At 72.0% G+C, this 16,022-nt stretch carries 6 protein-coding genes, 1 pseudogene and 3 CRISPR repeat arrays; of the genes and pseudogenes, 1 reads left to right on the top strand and 6 read right to left on the bottom strand.

The window, feature by feature from the left end; translation table 11 throughout:
- Positions 1-80: 80 nt before the first annotated feature.
- The 4 genes and pseudogenes from cas3 to ACZ6Z8_RS04325 form a co-directional block, all read right to left on the bottom strand.
- A complete protein-coding gene (gene cas3, locus ACZ6Z8_RS04310; RefSeq protein WP_465606165.1) occupies positions 81-3,014 on the bottom strand; it encodes a CRISPR-associated helicase Cas3' in 2,934 nt (977 codons plus the stop codon).
- A 315-nt stretch (positions 3,015-3,329) separates the two neighbouring features.
- A CRISPR array of direct repeats spans positions 3,330-3,603; the repeat unit is 29 nt; unit sequence CTCCTCCCCGCACTCGCGGGGGTCAGCCG.
- A 93-nt stretch (positions 3,604-3,696) separates the two neighbouring features.
- A CRISPR array of direct repeats spans positions 3,697-4,702; the repeat unit is 29 nt; unit sequence CTCCTCCCCGCACTCGCGGGGGTCAGCCG.
- 91 nt (positions 4,703-4,793) lie between these two features.
- Positions 4,794-7,374: a CRISPR direct-repeat array (repeat unit 29 nt; unit sequence CTCCTCCCCGCACTCGCGGGGGTCAGCCG).
- A 242-nt stretch (positions 7,375-7,616) separates the two neighbouring features.
- Positions 7,617-8,581: pseudogene (locus tag ACZ6Z8_RS04315) on the bottom strand (IS110 family RNA-guided transposase); the annotation flags it as partial.
- 248 nt (positions 8,582-8,829) lie between these two features.
- Positions 8,830-11,130 (bottom strand): transglycosylase domain-containing protein, encoded by a 2,301-nt coding sequence (locus ACZ6Z8_RS04320; protein ID WP_465606166.1) that lies wholly within the window; start codon positions 11,128-11,130, stop codon positions 8,830-8,832.
- Between the two features lie 221 nt (positions 11,131-11,351).
- Entirely contained in the window at positions 11,352-12,857 is a 1,506-nt protein-coding gene (locus ACZ6Z8_RS04325; protein ID WP_465606168.1) for an alpha/beta hydrolase, read from the bottom strand.
- Between the two features lie 35 nt (positions 12,858-12,892).
- On the opposite strand from ACZ6Z8_RS04325, the gene ACZ6Z8_RS04330 reads away from it, so the two are divergent.
- Positions 12,893-14,368 (top strand): YibE/F family protein, encoded by a 1,476-nt coding sequence (locus ACZ6Z8_RS04330; protein ID WP_465606170.1) that lies wholly within the window; start codon positions 12,893-12,895, stop codon positions 14,366-14,368.
- Between the two features lie 134 nt (positions 14,369-14,502).
- Here ACZ6Z8_RS04330 and ACZ6Z8_RS04335 read toward each other — a convergent pair whose 3' ends face one another.
- Together ACZ6Z8_RS04335 and map are read right to left on the bottom strand one after the other, a co-directional pair.
- Positions 14,503-14,928 (bottom strand): acyl-CoA thioesterase, encoded by a 426-nt coding sequence (locus ACZ6Z8_RS04335; protein ID WP_402818028.1) that lies wholly within the window; start codon positions 14,926-14,928, stop codon positions 14,503-14,505.
- 54 nt (positions 14,929-14,982) lie between these two features.
- The gene (gene map / locus ACZ6Z8_RS04340) at positions 14,983-15,750 is read right to left on the bottom strand and encodes a type I methionyl aminopeptidase (protein ID WP_465606172.1); all 768 of its coding nucleotides are present in this window, start codon (positions 15,748-15,750) and stop codon (positions 14,983-14,985) included.
- Positions 15,751-16,022: the final 272 nt, after the last annotated feature.

Raw genomic sequence — 16,022 nt, forward strand, 5'->3', positions numbered from 1 at the left:
GGTCCAACTGCTCTCGGGCATGCTGCAGCATGCCCGAGAGCAGCACTGCCAACCTATCGTCAAGTGCGGCGCCTATGACGTCAGTTCTCGGAAATTCCCACGTTCGAGTACTCGACCCGCCGCTCTCCAAGGCGACCCGTCCAGTGCTCTCCCTCAGGACGCATGCGGAGCAGCGCCAGGTCGGCCAGTAGGGGCCGGCCGTGCCATGACGCGGGTACGGCGTTGTCATCGGTGCGCCCGGCGAGCCAGCGGCCGGGAAGCGGCACGGTGTGCCGCATGACCAGGGCGATGTCGTCCCGGTTCAGCGCGGCCCTGGGCAGCGGCAGGTCATGGTCGGGCGTGAAGCTCCATACCCCGGGCTCGCGTTCGAAGACGCACACGGCCCTGCCGCTGTCCGCCCCGAGGCGGGTGGTCAGCAGTTCCTCGCTGATGCCGAAGCCGCGGTTGCTCAGCGGGCGCAGATCGCCGGCCAGGTCGTACGGCGGCCTGATACCGGTCAGGTCCGCGAGCTGCTCCTCGGCGGCGGCCGAGGCGATGCGTTCGGCATCCAGCCGCTCGATCTCCTGCGCGACGGCCTTGTCCAGACCGGCCCCGAAATCGTCCGCGTAGACCTCGTCCACCAACCGCTGGACGTCCTCGGGGATCCGGACCGCGCCCCCCGACTGCTTTTCGAGCAGCAGGCTGGTGCGGCGCAGCAAGGAAGCGTCGTAGACGGTGCCCCAGGTACCGGGCGCTGCCACGCGGCCCTTGTCGTCGAGCGGTTCCAGCACGATCATGCGCGGCTCGTCGGGCCTGCCGGTCCAGGTGGGACGGTTGGGGCGCTCGTGGCGCTTGCCACGGCCCGCGCGCTGCAGGAGCTGTGCGAGCGGGGCGAGGTCCGAGACGATCAGGTCGAAGTCCAGGTCGAGGGACTGTTCGACGATCTGGGTGGCCACCAGGACCGAGCCTGCGCGCGGTACGGCCGCTGCCGCCTCGTTCGCCGGCTTCCCGTAGGCGACTTCGCATTCGGCGGTGATGCGCTGCCGTTCGTGGGCGGGGAAGCGGGAGTGGAGCAGCCGCAGTCCGCCGTCGCGGGCGGCGAGTTCGGGCAGGACGGATCGCAGGTAGCGGTAGGTGCGCTGGGCCTCGTCCACGGTCGTGCAGCAGACGAGGACGCAGCCGCCCTCGGTGGTGACCGGGGCCAGAATCTCCCGAAGGACCGCACGGCGTCCCTGCCGTTCATGCTTCTCGGCAACGACCTCGGCGTCCCGGACGTCCCAGTGCACCCGGCGGGTCTCCAGCCGCAGGGTGCGGGCTCGGCTGCTGCCGACCCTTCGCGGCTCGGACACCGTTCCGCTGTCGGCGTCCACGAAGAGCCAACCCGGGTAGCGGGGTTCCACGGCCGTGGGCTCGTGGAACCCGGCGCCGCGCCGGTAGGCGTCGACCAGCGACGACGCCGCCTTGCCGGTCAGGGTCGCCGACAAGAGCACGACCGGAGCACCGAACGCTCCGAGCCATTCCAGCAGACGCACCAGCAGGCTGTGCATCCACGGGCCGTACGCGTGCGCCTCGTCCACCACCAGCACCTTGTCCGAGAGGCCGAACAGCCTCAGGAAGCCGTAGCGGACCGGGAGCACCCCGGTGAGGGCCTGGTCGATCGTGCCGTTCGCGAGCGGCGCGAGCAGGCCACGCCGCCCGGTGCGAAGCCACTCACCGGCCTCGGTGTCCGCGAGCACGGCCGTCCCGTCCGCTGCCCCCTGACCGGCGATGTAGTCCGGGCTGAGCCAGGCCATGCTGTGCAGCAGGGTGAGCGCGCGGTCACCCTCGACGTTCTCCCCCGCGAACCTGCGGACCCGGGTGAACATGGCGTCCGCCGTCGCCATCGTCGGCAGCGCGAAGTAGACCCCGGACGCGCAGGAGGCACGCGCCATCACCGACGCCGCGTGCAGGGCCGTCTCGGTCTTGCCGTCCCCGGTCGGAGCGGTGACCAGCAGCAGCCCCGGCCCCTTCACCTCACCGGGCAGACGTTCGGCGACATCGGCCTGCAACGCGTTCGGAGGGAACGGGAACTGCTGGGCGAACGGCCTGTCCGGGAACACCGCGCGTCCGAGCCCAGCCGCGCGGACCCACTCCGGCGCCGCCTTGACGGCAGCCCGGAAGTGCTCGTCGAGCGCTGCGTCGTCGGCCTTCCACACGCGGCCGGGCATCCGCGGTTCGATGACGTCGACCTGGCTGACCAGCCAGTCGGCGAGCACGACCAGCCCCGCGACCACCACCGCCAGCTCCCCGGGGAGCACGGACTCCAGAGCCTTGTCGGCTCCGACCGTCCGGCGGACCGCGTGCGCATGGGCGAGCCGCTGTTCCCGCCAGCCTTCAGCGGTACCGAGAGCAGGCTGATAGCCGGACGGCTGGGCAATCTCCTTGGCCAGCAACGCCTCCGCGAAACAGCCGTGGTGGCCACCGAGCAGCTGGGCGATCTGGTGAGCCGGCGACTCCTTCACCCGCCTGCCGAGCGGATAGCCGCACTGCTCGAAGAACTCGACCAGGCCCCAGTGAGTCGCCGTCTCGTGCCGCAGGTAACCACTGCGCTTCGCGGCCGGATTCTCCTCCCCGTACGCCGGATCACTCACCAGCTTCGCAAACTCCTCGGCTACCTGCTGCTGAAAGTGCAGCGAGATCTTGCCGACGTCGTGCAGCCCAGCCCACAGCATCACCAACTCCCGGGCCTCGACCTCCGTGCGCCCAGTCGCCCCTGCGATCCGCCCTCTCACCCGCTCACTCACCACGGCATCCCACAAAGCACCCGCCACGGCGGCGGTGTCCAGCAAGTGACAGATCACGGGGTACGGGCCGGGCAGCCCTGCCCTCTTGCCCCACAGGCGGGCATCCGGAACGAGCGGATGCGCTCCTCCAACGGGCTTGTCGTTACGCATGTTTGAACATCTATCAGCTACCGCTGACAGTCGACCCGTCGAGAGCCTCCGGACAGTCGGCGCACCATCTCCCAGGGGAGCGCCACCCCACGAGTTCTTCAAGGTCAGCAGCCATTCGGGGCAGGGAAGACCGCTTTCACCAGCTCACTCAGGAGCTGCGAGCCAGGTGAAATGCCCAGTAGGGTGGAGCTTTTGGCCTCGCCGAGGCTTCCCCGGCCCGACCTCCGAGAACCAGCCAGCCAATCGACCCGGGCCGTGGCAGAAGCACCAGCGCTTGCCCCAACCTTCGGCGAGCGCGCCTTGGGTTCATGACAGCATGTAGACGCTCCTTGACACCTTCACAGCCATTGCGACGGCCCAAGAGGCAGCAAGCACCAAGAAGTCGCAAAGCCCCTGCTTCGCTGCAGGTCAGAAAGCCTCCTCCCCGCACTCGCGGGGGTCAGCCGGCTCACCGGCCGCATGTCGTCGTCTTCGCCGGCTCCTCCCCGCACTCGCGGGGGTCAGCCGCCGGGGAGAAGAATGCGCATCTTGCACTGCGACTCCTCCCCGCACTCGCGGGGGTCAGCCGTGGCCGGAGGTCAGTCGGTGATCATCCCGAACCTCCTCCCCGCACTCGCGGGGGTCAGCCGCGTGAGCCGCCCCGTGGACACGGCGGCGGGTCCTCCTCCCCGCACTCGCGGGGGTCAGCCGTCGCCGGAGCGCGCCCGCTTCGTGACGGTGCGCTCCTCCCCGCACTCGCGGGGGGTCAGCCGCCTTGGAGCGGTCTTGCCTGATGGGTAGCTTGCTCCTCCCCGCACTCGCGGGGGTCAGCCGCCCAGCACCCAGGCCTCCAGCGGCTCGGGCGCCTCCTCCCCGCACTCGCGGGGGTCAGCCGGAGATGCCGGGGCTGGGCCTGCCGCGCGAGGACTCCTCCCCGCACTCGCGGGGGTCAGCCGAGGCCCGGCGACGACATGGGCAGCTACGGCCGCTCCTCCCCGCACTCGCGGGGGTCAGCCGTCCAGGTCGACGTCGGCGCCCTTGGGCAGGCGCTCCTCCCCGCACTCGCGGGGGTCAGCCGATCCGTTTCCGGCCGGATTGCGAGACTGTCCACTCCTCCCCGCACTCGCGGGGGTCAGCCGCTGAGGTGGAGCCGACTGGAGCGGGACGAGGACTCCTCCCCGCACTCGCGGGGGTCAGCCGCAGGACCGGCTCTGCGCGCACGTCAGGTAGAGCTCCTCCCCGCACTCGCGGGGGTCAGCCGTTCGCAATTCCGATGGCGTCATGACGTTGTGGCTCCTCCCCGCACTCGCGGGGGTCAGCCGCTCGACGTGATCTTGTGCCCGACCTGCGGAGTCTCCTCCCCGCACTCGCGGGGGTCAGCCGGCATCAGCATCGGGGAAGACGACAACGAACAGCTCCTCCCCGCACTCGCGGGGGTCAGCCGTTGTGCGTCGCCACGGGCCCGACCGCGTGCCCCTCCTCCCCGCACTCGCGAGGGTCAGCCGCTCAAGTCCGAAATCGAAGAGGCCGGATTCTCCTCTTCCCCGCACTCGCGGGGGTCAGCCGCGCGTGCGAGGCGACCTCTCTCCCGAGCACCTCTCCTCCCCGCACTCGCGGGGGTCAGCCGTACACCGACCCGAACGGGGAGATCGACACGACCTCCTCCCCGCACTCGCGGGGGTCAGCCGTTCAAAAACGCCTGCGGCGACCGCGGGGTCACCTCCTCCCCGCACTCGCGGGGGTCAGCCGGACGCCGCCGCCGCGTGGGCCGCCTTCCAGCGCTCCTCCCCGCACTCGCGGGGGTCAGCCGGAGTGCGCGGGCTACGGGTGGCCCGGATACATCTCCTCCCCGCACTCGCGGGGTCAGCCGGATCCAGTCCTCGGCCGGGGGCGGGACCGGGACTCCTCCCCGCACTCGCGGGGGTCAGCCGGACCTCGGTGGCGCGGTCGTCGGCGTCCTGATCTCCTCCCCGCACTCGCGGGGGTCAGCCGCCCTCGATCTCCATCGGGAGGTCGAGATACTGCTCCTCCCCGCACTCGCGGGGGTCAGCCGGAGCCCGATGCCAACCCACCGGCTGAACGTGACTCCTCCCCGCACTCGCGGGGGTCAGCCGTCCCACAGCAGCTCGCGATAGCCGTACAAGGCCTCCTCCCCGCACTCGCGGGGGTCAGCCGCGCCAGAGGGCTGGTCTCTGGGGCTTGCCCATCTCCTTCCCGCACTCGCGGGGGTCAGCCGATCAGCGGGAACACCTGATGGCGCGTACGGGCCTCCTCCCCGCACTCGCGGGGGTCAGCCGCCCTTGCCGGCCGTGCTGGCAGCGATGTTGACCTCCTCCCCGCACTCGCGGGGGTCAGCCGCCGAATGCCGGAGTTATCCACAGGCTGGCATGCTCCTCCCCGCACTCGCGGGGGTCAGCCGGTCAGCGATACGGGCGGGGCGAATGGTCGCCCCTCCTCCCCGCACTCGCGGGGGTCAGCCGACCTCCGGCAGGCGCCGCTCCCCCTTCGACTCCTCCTCCCCGCACTCGCGGGGGTCAGCCGGGACCAGTCACGACTCCGCACTGGCAGACCATCTCCTCCCCGCACTCGCGGGGGTCAGCCGGTGCGGCCGATCAGGGCGGGGGGCTCGATGCACTCCTCCCCGCACTCGCGGGGGTCAGCCGCCGTCGCGCTCGTGGTTACCGAGCCGGGGGCGCTCCTCCCCGCACTCGCGGGGGTCAGCCGCCGAGGCGCTGGTCCCCGACCTGCGGGCGGCGCTCCTCCCCGCACTCGCGGGGGTCAGCCGGCCGCGAAGGCGGCGGCCCCGCCGGCGCCCTCCTCCTCCCCGCACTCGCGGGGGTCAGCCGGCCTCGACGGCCGCGCGGGTGGTGCTGTCCATCTCCTCCCCGCACTCGCGGGGGTCAGCCGCTGGCAGCCGGGCGCACCACCGTCGCCCTGGGCTCCTCCCCGCATTCGCGGGGGTCAGCCGGTCAAGACCGACGCGGAGCTCGGCCTCGTCGGCTCCTCCCCGCACTCGCGGGGGTCAGCCGGAGTAGCAGCCGTCGCCCCACTCCACCTCGCCCTCCTCCCCGCACTCGCGGGGGTCAGCCGCCGGCGCAGCGCGGTTGCAGCGTCGGGGGCCACTCCTCCCCGCACTCGCGGGGGTCAGCCGTCTTCGGGGCTGGTGAAGAAGCGTGCGTCGCGCTCCTCCCCGCACTCGCGGGGGTCAGCCAACAGCCGTCGCCGGATGTCCGGCGGCGGTGTCCTCCTCCCTGCACTCGCGGGGGTCAGCCGGCCCATCCGGCCTGACGGCCCGTCAGACTCCTCTCCTCCCCGCACTCGCGGGGGTCAGCCGAGACACCGAGGCCATTTCGCTGCGCCTCCCAGCTCCTCCCCGCACTCGCGGGGGTCAGCCGGCCCGGGCCGCGGCCTGCTACGCGCAGACCTGCTCCTCCCCGCACTCGCGGGGGTCAGCCGGACTACCGCCTGTACTGGGACTACGCCGTCCACTCCTCCCCGCACTCGCGGGGGTCAGCCATCGCGGAGACCTCGTGCAGGCCTTCCTCGTAGCTCCTCCCCGCACTCGCGGGGGTCAGCCGTGCCGTGACCAGACCGGTTCGTCCTGGCCCGATCTCCTCCCCGCACTCGCGGGGGTCAGCCGTCGGTGGAGGGGTCAGTGGTCATAGGGATACTCTCTTCCCCGCACTCGCGGGGGTCAGCCGTGCCGAGGGGGGCGCGAGGCCGGTGGGCGGCTCCTCCCCGCACTCGCGGGGGTCAGCCGTGCCGAGGGGGGCGCGAGGCCGGTGGGCGGCTCCTCCCCGCACTCGCGGGGGTCAGCCGTACCCGCGCGGGCGCTCGCTCACGATCAGGCCGTCCTCCCCACACTTGCGGGGGTCAGCCGGGGGTCAACCCTCGTATTCAGCTGGGCGAAGCCTCCTCCCCGCACTCGCGGGGGTCAGCCGTAGACCGCATGCGCATTCGGTAGACGTCGGTCCTCCTCCCCGCACTCGCGGGGGTCAGCCGTCACCGGCGAGCGCGGAGTCCAGCGCCTCCTCCTCGCACTCGCGGGGGTCAGCCGAAGTCCGGAATCCCCGCGCTCGTTGAGTACGCCTCCTCCCCGCACTCGCGGGGGTCAGCCGGCCAACCGGGCCCTCACGGTGTTGCGATGGTGCTCCTCCCCGCACTCGCGGGGGTCAGCCCGCTGGACGGATCCGGCGACCATGACGTGGTTCTCCTCCCCGCGCTCGCGGGGGTAAGCCGGCGACATCATCGCCCGCCTGTTGTGGAACCCGCTCTTCCCCGCACTCGCGGGGGTCAGCCGACCGAGTTCGGGATGGCCTACGACACGACCCCCTCCTTCCCGCACTCGCGGGGGTCAGCCGCAGATGAAAGCGCCGCTCTCGGTGCTCACCCACTCCTCCCCGCACTCGCGGGGGTCAGCCGGTGTACGTGGTGCCGGGGGCGAGGCCGGTGAACTCCTCCCCGCACTCGCGGGGGTCAGCGCTTCTGCGCCGCCTGTTCACTGGGCGCGAGCCGTGCTCTTCGCACTCGCCGGGGCCAACCGGGCCGGAAGCTGGAGATGGCTGTGATGGACCTGTCGTCCCCGCACCGCAGTGGGCCACCTGGCGGGCATGCAGGGGCTCTGGCGCGAGTAGTCCTGCGTGTCTGGGCGGCGTCGACGCCGGGGCCGGGCATCAGGCAGACGACCAGGTAGCCGATCGAGAATCAGGAGCCGGCGGTGACGCACTGCTTGTTGCCGCGGCGGGAGGGTTGCTTGCCGCATATGGAGGATCCGGAGCTGCGGGTCGCGGGATAGCGAGGCCGATGTAGGAGGCGAGGTGGGCGGCGGTTGGGAACATGCTCGCGTCGCCGACGTCGATGAGGACGCGGGCGCCTGTTCTGGTCCCGATGCCGGGCATAGAGGTGAGGACTTTCGAGAGCGGGTGCTCGTCCAGTAGTTCCTGGATCCGCTTCTCCAGGAGCCTGAGCTGGGCGAGGAGGGCCCGCAGGGAGCCGGCCAGGCTCGGCACGATCAGCCCGGCCGCCTCGGTGCCCGGGACGATCACGGTCTGCTCGTCGAGGGCTGTGAGGATGTCCTCGACGAGGCGCTCGGACATGCGCGGGGCCAGGGGCCGGGCGACGTTGAGCGGGCGGCGGCGTCCGGCCGTGCGCAGGGCGACCGGCGAGCCGAACCGCTCCAGCATTGCCAGGATCGCCCGGTGGTTCTGCGGCCGGGCGCTCGCTCCAGGTGCGGGTGGCCCTGGGTGAGCAATCCGCGCAGGCGGCTGGCGATGCGGATCGCCTTCCCTGCGAGGTCGTCGTCGAAGCCGACGATCATCTCCAGCTCGGCGATGGTCTCGTCGGTGAGTTCGATGCCGCGCGGGGTGTGGGAGGGCCTCCGCGATGATGGCCGCGTCGCGGGGCGTCGGTTTTGGCCCCGCCGGGGTAGAGGTCGGCGGTTCGGCGCATCGTCAGGCCGGGCAGGTGGGCGGCGAGGCAGCCGGCGTCCCAGGGGACTGCCAGGGCAGGGCGCCGATGGAGGCGGGCTGGTTGACGACGATCAGGACGGTGCCGTGCTTGGCGGTGAGCTTGCCCAGCCTGGCCCGCATTTGGGGCTCGCTGTTCGGCAGCCGCTTGTCGAAGACCCGCTTGCCGGCCCGGGTCACGGCGGTTCCGTGGTGTTCCACCTCGCCGGTGTCGATCACGCTGATCCCTCACGAGCTCGTGCTGTCCCGGCCCCGTTGGTGTGGCATCAGTCAGTCGGCATCCATGTGACGAAGAGCCTTCCAGCGAACCGGTGGTCCTGCCCCTGTCAGAGGCTGCCCTTGTCAGAGGTCTACCGAGGCCTCCGACCCGGTGACATCACCCCGCCCAGATCATTCGAACTACAGGGGGAACAGTCATGCCGAGCCGGAGGCCGGGAGCCCCGTTGCGGGGCCACGAGGAAGGTGACCGGGGGTCACTGGTCCTCGGGGTCCGGTGGGGTGGTCGGGGTGTAGCGGGTGGTCGGGCCGGCGGTGGTGGGGTTGGTGCCGCGCGGCCTGCCGGTGGGGCCCGGGTTGGGCGTGCCGGTGCAGGTGGCCGAGCCGGGCGGGGTGCCGGGGGTGGCGCAGCCGGGGTCGTGCCTGAGCGGGTCCGGGATGTAGACGGTGGTGAACTCCTTGTCCGGCACGGTGCGGACGGCGTCGCTCATCGCCTTCTGCCAGATCGGGCCCGGGCCGGTCGCCCCGAACACCTCGGCCTGGTACTGGCCGCCGATCCGGATGTTGCGCATGGGCACCTTGGTGCCCGGGCTGCCCAGCCAGACCGAGCCGGACAGGTTGCCGGTGTAGCCGGTGAACCAGGCGGACTTCTTCTCGTCCGTGGTGCCGGTCTTGCCGGCGATCTGGCGGTCGTCGTCCAGCCGGAGGTCGCGCGCGGTGCCGCCCTTCTCGGTCACGCCGAGCAGCACGCTGTTGATCACGTCGGCGGTGTCGGTGGACATCACCTGGTCGCAGCGGGCCGGCGGCACCGGGACGTCCTTGCCGTCCACCGTGGTGATCCGGTTGATCGACAGCGGCGCGCAGTAGTCGCCCCGGGCGGCGAAGGTCGCGTAGACGTTCGCCATGGTCAGCGGGCTCACCTCCTGGGTGCCGAGGCCGAGGGCCGGCACCTCCTGGAGCGGGTCGCCGCTCGCCTTGGCCGTCACGCCCAGTTTGCTGGCCATCTGCTTGACGGCGCAGAGCCCGATCTCCTGCTCCATCTGCACGAAGTAGGTGTTCACGGAGAGCGCCATCGCCTGCTTGAGGGCGTACGGGCCCTTCTCGCTCGGGCTCTCGTTGGGGATGACCCCGTCCTTCTTGCCCTTGCTGAGGTTCTTCCAGGTGCCGTCGCAGGTCTTCATCGTCGGCCAGTCCATCCGGTTCGGCGAGTCGTACTGCTGGGTGGGCGGCAGTCCGGCCTCCAGGGCGGCGGCGGCCACGATGGGCTTGAAGTTGGAGCCGGGCTGGAAGCCGATGCCGCCGCCCATCGCCGCGTCCACGTTGAGGTTGACGACGGTCTGGTTCTTCTCCTTCGCCAGGCCGTAGGGGCGGGTCTGGGCCATCGCCAGGATCTTGCCGGTGCCGGGCTCGACCATCGTCATCGCCGCCGAGACCGGGTCGGTGACGTACACCTTGGTGGAGACGGCGTTCTGGGCGGCGGCCTGCTTGTCCGGGTCGAGGGTGGTGTAGATGTTCAGGCCGCCGGTGTCCCAGAGCTTCTTGCGCTCGGCGGCGCTCTTGCCGAAGGCCGGGTCCTGCTTGACGACGTGCCGGACGTAGTCGCAGAAGAAGCCCATGCCGGCCTGGGCGGTGATGCAACCGTTCTGCGGGTCGCGGTAGTTGAGGCCGAGCGGGGTGGCCTTGGCCTCCTTGGCCTGCTCGGCGGTGATGTGCTTGTTCTCGACCATCTTGTCGAGCACGGTGTCCCGGCGCTTCTGGGCGGCCACCGGGTGCAGCTTGGGGTCGTACTGGGACGGGTTCTGCACCAGCCCGGCAAGCATCGCCGCCTCGGGGAGGGTGAGGTCCTTGGCGTCCTTGCTGAAGTAGCGCTGGGAGGCGGCCTGGATGCCGTACGCCTGGTGGCCGTAGAAGGTGATGTTCAGGTAGTTGGTGAGGATCTGCTCCTTGGAGAGGTCCTCCTCCAGCTTGATGGCGTACCGGAGTTCCTGGATCTTGCGGCCCAGGGTCTTGCGCTGGGCCTCGCGCACCGCCACCGGATCGTCCCCGGCCATCTCGACGTTGACGTTCTTCACGTACTGCTGGGTGAGGGTGGAGGCGCCCTGCACGGCGGCGCCGCTCTCGGCGTTCTTGGTGATCGCCCGCAGGACGCCCTTGAGGTCCACCGCGCCGTGTTCGTAGAAGCGCGCGTCCTCGATGTCCACCTGGGCCTTGCGGATCAGCGGCGACATCTGCTCGGCGGTCAGCACGGTGCGGTCGCGCTCGTAGACCTTGGCGATCAGGCCGCCCTTGGCGTCGTAGATCTGGGTGGCCTGGGTGAGCGGCGGGGTCTTGAAGTCGTCGGGGATGCTCTCGAAGCCTTCGGCGCCGTTCTTGGCCCCGAGTCCGACCGCGCCCGCCCCCGGGAGGATCAGGCCCGCCAGCAGGACGCCGCCCAGCACGCTGGAGCCGAGGAAGGTGGCCGCATGGCGCAGGATTCCGAGTGGGGTCTGTCGGCGCCGGGGGCGCGGTACCCAGGTGTCGCCCGGGTCCGGGGCAGGTATGCGGCTCGTCGGTGACATAGTTCGAACATTAAGGCCGCGAATCCCCACGGTGGGCGGCGTGTTGGCGAACTATTGTCACAAAATCGCGACAGGTTCGACTCATGTACGGGGGTCGAATGGAGGTCCACGAAGGGACAAGGACCGTTCGCCCACGGCCCGTTGTCTCCCCCGTGTCAGCCGCTTCCCGTCCTGGCGTCAGCCCCTGCGTGGAGTCGGCCGGCCCTGGCAAAACCTGCGCGTCAGCCCGCCGGGCAGAACACGTCCTCGCCCGGGCGGCGGCCCGTCACCAGGAAGTCCGTCACCGCCGCGTCGCCGCAGGCGTTCCCGTTCGCCAGGTAGACGTCGTGGCCGCCGGAGTCCACGGTGACCATCCGGGCGCGGTCACCGAGGGCGGCGCGGAGCTTGAGCGCGCCCCCGTAGGGCGTGGCCGGGTCGCGCAGGTTCTGCGCCAGCAGGACGTTCGCCGGGCCGCGGCCGGTCACCCGCACCGGCGGCTCGGCGGGCTCGAACGGCCAGAAGGCGCAGGGCATCACGTTCACCGGCATGCCCGCGGTGAGCGGACGGGCGGCGCGGTCGGCGGCGACGTCCTTGGCGTAGGCCGCCGGGTCGGCGGGCCAACTGACGTCGTTGCAGAGGGTGCCGACGGAGACGGCGATGGTGTTCTGCACCGCCTGGTCGGGAGGCAGGACCGGGGTGGGCAACGGGCGGCGGCCGAGGCCGGCCAGCATCAGCCGGGCCAGCCCGGGGAACTTCGCGTCCGCGTACAGGCTCTCCAGCATGGTCTCGCGCAGTACGTTGCCGTTCAGCTCGGCCGGGTTGGCGCCCGGCCGGGGCAGCGGCGAGTGGTCCAGGCGGGCGGCGAGGTCGAGGAAGAGCGGGCGCACCTGCTCGGGGGTGTCCGCGACCCGGTCCGGATTGTCCGGCGCCGAGGCCCACTTGGCGAAGTCGGGGAAGCGGTCCTCCGCGCCCTGGCCGAAGGCGGCCAGCCAGCCCCGGCCGACCCGTGACGGGTCCGGGTCGTCGTTGCTGTCCAGCACGATCCGGTCGGTGTGCTGGGGGAACTCGGTGGCGTAGACGGCTCCGGCGTAGGTGCCGTAGGAGGTGCCCCAGGCGGAGAGCTTGCGCTCGCCGAGGGCCTGGCGGATCCGGTCGATGTCGCGGGCCTCGTTGGCGGTGGAGATGCTGCGCAGCACCGGGCCGCCGTTGCGGGCGCAGGTCTCGGCGATCCGGCGTTCGGTGGCGAGGTTCCCGTCGATCGAGCCGTCGGCGGCGGGCCAGGGGCGCAGGTTGACCATCGCCAGGTCGGCGTGGTCCAGACCGCAACTGACCGGGGCGGAACGGCCGACGCCGCGCGGGTCGAAGCCGATCAGGTCGAACCGGTCCTGGACGGACGGCGGGAGGCGCTTGGCCGCGCTGCCGGGGAGGTCGATCCCGGAGCCGCCCGGCCCACCGGGAACGGTCAGCAGGACGCCGTGGCGCAGGCCGGGCTTGGCGCTGGGGATGCGGGAGATCGCGAGCGTGATCTGTTGGCCGTCCGGGTCGTTGTAGTCCAGGGGGACGGTGACGGTGGCGCACTGCTGGCGGGGGTCGGCCTGGCCCTGACAGGCGGTCCAGTCGAGGTGGTCGCGGCGGGGGTGCCCCTGGTCGGCCGCGGCCGGCAGGGCGGTGAGCGCGGAGACGGCGAGGGCGGCGGCCACGGTGGCGGCGGCGGTCGCGGTGACGGTTCGACGGCTGGTGTTCGGCATGTCCAAGAGTCTGCTGTGGCGGTGGACTTGGGCCCATGCGGGAAGCTGGCCGGTGGCGGGTGGGGTATTCCCCCGGCGCCGGGGTGTGCCGTGCACCACCGGGCGGCGCGCCCAGGGTTCGCGGCCTCCGGGACGGCAGGCGGTCAGGCGCCGATGATTTCGGGTGCTGTGGAGCGGATCTGAGGAGGCGTGAGGTGGCGGCAGGGAATCCGGACGACGGGCACGGGCACAGGCACGGGCACGGGCACAGGCGCGGGCACCAGCACGAGCCCGACGGCGGTGGGCACGAAGGACACCCCGTACCCGTGGGGCACTCGCACGCCCACGGGCCGGCCGCGCCGGTCTCCGCGCACCTGCGCAGGGTGATCGCGGCCGTGCTGATCCCGTTCGCGGTGGCCGTGGTGGTCGGCATGGTGGTGCTCTGGCCGGACGGCGTCCCCGCCCACCAGCACAGCGGGGTCGGCTTCGACCAGCAGGTCCGGCACGGCAGGGTCACCGCCGTCCGGGAACTGCCCTGCAGCGACCTCAACCCCGCCGACCAGGGCACCTGCCGGCAGGACACCGTGGAGGTCACCGACGGCCCGGACCGGGGCCGCACCTTCACCGTGGTCGTCCACCCGGCCGAGCCCCGGCAGTACGAGCTCGGCGAACGGGTCGTCCTGACGTACGCGCCGGACGCCCCGGCCGACCTCCAGTACAGCGTGGTGGACGTGGACCGGAACCTGCCGATGGGCGTGCTGGCCGGGATCTTCGCCGTCGTCGTGGTGGTGGTCGGACGCTGGCGCGGGGTGGCCGCGCTGATCGCGCTGGCGATCAGTTTCGCCGTGCTCTCGCTGTTCATCCTGCCCGCCATCCTGCGCGGCTCGGACCCGCTGCTGGTGGCGATCGTCGGCGCCAGCGCGATCATGCTGATCGCCCTCTACCTGTGCCACGGGCTGTCCGCCCGCACCTCGGTGGCGGTGCTGGGAACACTGGTGTCCATGGTGCTGATCGGGGTGCTGAGCCTGGTCTTCGCCGCCTGGGCGCACCTGACCGGGAACACCTCGGAGGAGACCGGGCTCATCCACGACCTCTACCCCGGCATCGAGATCCGCGGCCTCCTCCTGGCCGGGTTCGTGATCGGCTCGCTCGGGGTGCTGTTCGACGTGACGGTCACCCAGACCTCGGCGATCTGGGAACTGCACGAGGCCGACCCGTCGATGGGCGCGGGCCGGCTGTACCGGACGGGCATGCGGATCGGCCGCGACCACATCGCCTCGACCGTCAACACCCTGGTCCTCGCGTACGCGGGCGCGGCGCTGCCGCTGCTGCTGCTGTTCTCCATCGCCCACCGGACGGTGGTGTCGGTGGCCACCAGCGAACTGGTCGCGGAGGAGATCGCCCGCACCCTGGTCGGCAGCATCGGGCTGGTCGCCGCGGTGCCGGTGACCACCGGGCTGGCCGCCCTGATCGCCGCCGCCGACCATCCCCGGACGGTGACGGCCCCCGCCGGGCGGCACCGGCCCGCGTAGCCCGGGGGTCCGGGATTCCTCTCGGGCTCGGGACTCCCCCGGCTCGGGACTCCCCCCGGCCCGGGATTCCTCTCGGGCTCGGGACTCCCCCCGGCCCGGGATTCCTCGCAGGGGCGGGATTCCTCTCGGGGCGGTCAGAGGCCGAGTAGCCCCGGGTCCGAGGCGAGGGCGCGCAGCGGCTCGCGCGGGTCGCCGACCAGCCGGCGCTCCGCCAGGTCGAGGATGCCGCCCACTCCGGTGATCTCCGCGGCCAGCACCCCGTCCTCGCGGGTCAGCCGCTGCACCACCTGGAAGGTCTTGCCCTCCCGCCAGCTGAACGCGCAGCTGATCTCCACCGTGTCCCCGGCGCACAGTTCCCGCAGGTACTTGACCGTGGTCTCCAGCACCACCGGGCCCACGCCCTTGGCGACGAGGTCGGCCTGGCGGATCCCGGCGGCCTGGAGGTACTCCCAGCGGGCGTGCTCGGCGTACTGCAGATAGACGGCCTGGTTGAGGTGGCCCTGGGTGTCGGTCTCGTAGCCGCGCACGGTGACCCGGGTGGTGAAGTCCTGATCGTTCATGCCCCGCACGGTACTCCGGCGGGAGGGGCGGGAACGCGTGGCATCCGTCACTTGTCAGGGAATTGTCAGGATCTGCGGGCCTTCCTCGGTGATGGCGACGGTGTGCTCGACGTGGGCGGCCCGGGAGCCGTCGGTGGTGCGCAGGGTCCAGCCGTCGGGGTCGGTGGCGTAGTCGTCGCGGCCGCCGGCCGTCAGCATCGGTTCGATGGCCAGCACCAGGCCCGGGCGCAGCGGGTAACCCCGGCCCGGGCGGCCCTCGTTGGGGACGTGCGGGTCCTCGTGCATCCGGCGGCCGATGCCGTGGCCGCCGTAGCCGTCGAGCAGTCCGTAGCGCCCGGCGCGGGCGGACCGGCCGATGGCGTGGGCGATGTCGCCGATCCGGTTGCCGACCACGGCGGCGGCGATCCCGGCCTCCAGCGAACGCCGGGCGGCGGCGATCAGCTCGTCGTCCTCGGGGCGGGCGGCGCCGACGGTGAAGCTGACGGCGGAGTCGCCGCACCAGCCGTCCAGCACGGCGCCGCAGTCGATGCTCACCAGGTCGCCGTCGCGCAGCCGGTAGCCGTCCGGGATGCCGTGCACCACCGCGTCGTTGACCGAGGCGCAGATCACGGCCGGAAAGGGCACGGAGGCGAAGGAGGGCCGGTAGCCGAGGAACGGCGAGCCGGCCCCGGCGGCGGTGAGGACGCCGCGCGCCACCTCGTCCAGCTCCAGCAGGCTGACGCCCACCGCCGCCTCCTGCTGCACCGCCGCCAGCGCGTTGGCGACGACCCTCCCGGCCTCGCGCATCGCGGCGAGGGCGGTGTCCGACTTGAGTTCGACCATGGTGAACCTCCCCTGGGATCCAATTCTTATACCGGTATTTGTATCACGGTCCAGGATCGTCCGGAACGGCAGCGAGTACCGCTCGCGCCCCGGCACAGGGCCCGAGGTCTTCGGCTCCTGCACCCGGACGCGGGGGTCGACCAGCGTCGTGCTCTGCCCGGCCCTCCACACCGACCGGCCGGGCGGCCCGGCCCCGCTCCCCCACTGGCCCGCGGACTACGAGGTGCCGTGGTCGCGCCAAGGGCGTCTTTCGGGTCGCGCCGGCCCAGCGG

This window comes from Kitasatospora sp. NPDC101108, assembly GCF_055584725.1.

What these genes read in the sequence shown, in the direction of transcription:
- ACZ6Z8_RS04320 (WP_465606166.1), bottom strand. Translation starts at nt 11,130, where the DNA reads ATGTCACCGACGAGCCGCATACCTGCCCCGGACCCGGGCGACACCTGG.
- ACZ6Z8_RS04325 (WP_465606168.1), bottom strand. Translation starts at nt 12,857, where the DNA reads ATGCCGAACACCAGCCGTCGAACCGTCACCGCGACCGCCGCCGCCACC.
- ACZ6Z8_RS04330 (WP_465606170.1), top strand. Translation starts at nt 12,893, where the DNA reads ATGCGGGAAGCTGGCCGGTGGCGGGTGGGGTATTCCCCCGGCGCCGGG.
- ACZ6Z8_RS04335 (WP_402818028.1), bottom strand. Translation starts at nt 14,928, where the DNA reads ATGAACGATCAGGACTTCACCACCCGGGTCACCGTGCGCGGCTACGAG.
- map (WP_465606172.1), bottom strand. Translation starts at nt 15,750, where the DNA reads ATGGTCGAACTCAAGTCGGACACCGCCCTCGCCGCGATGCGCGAGGCC.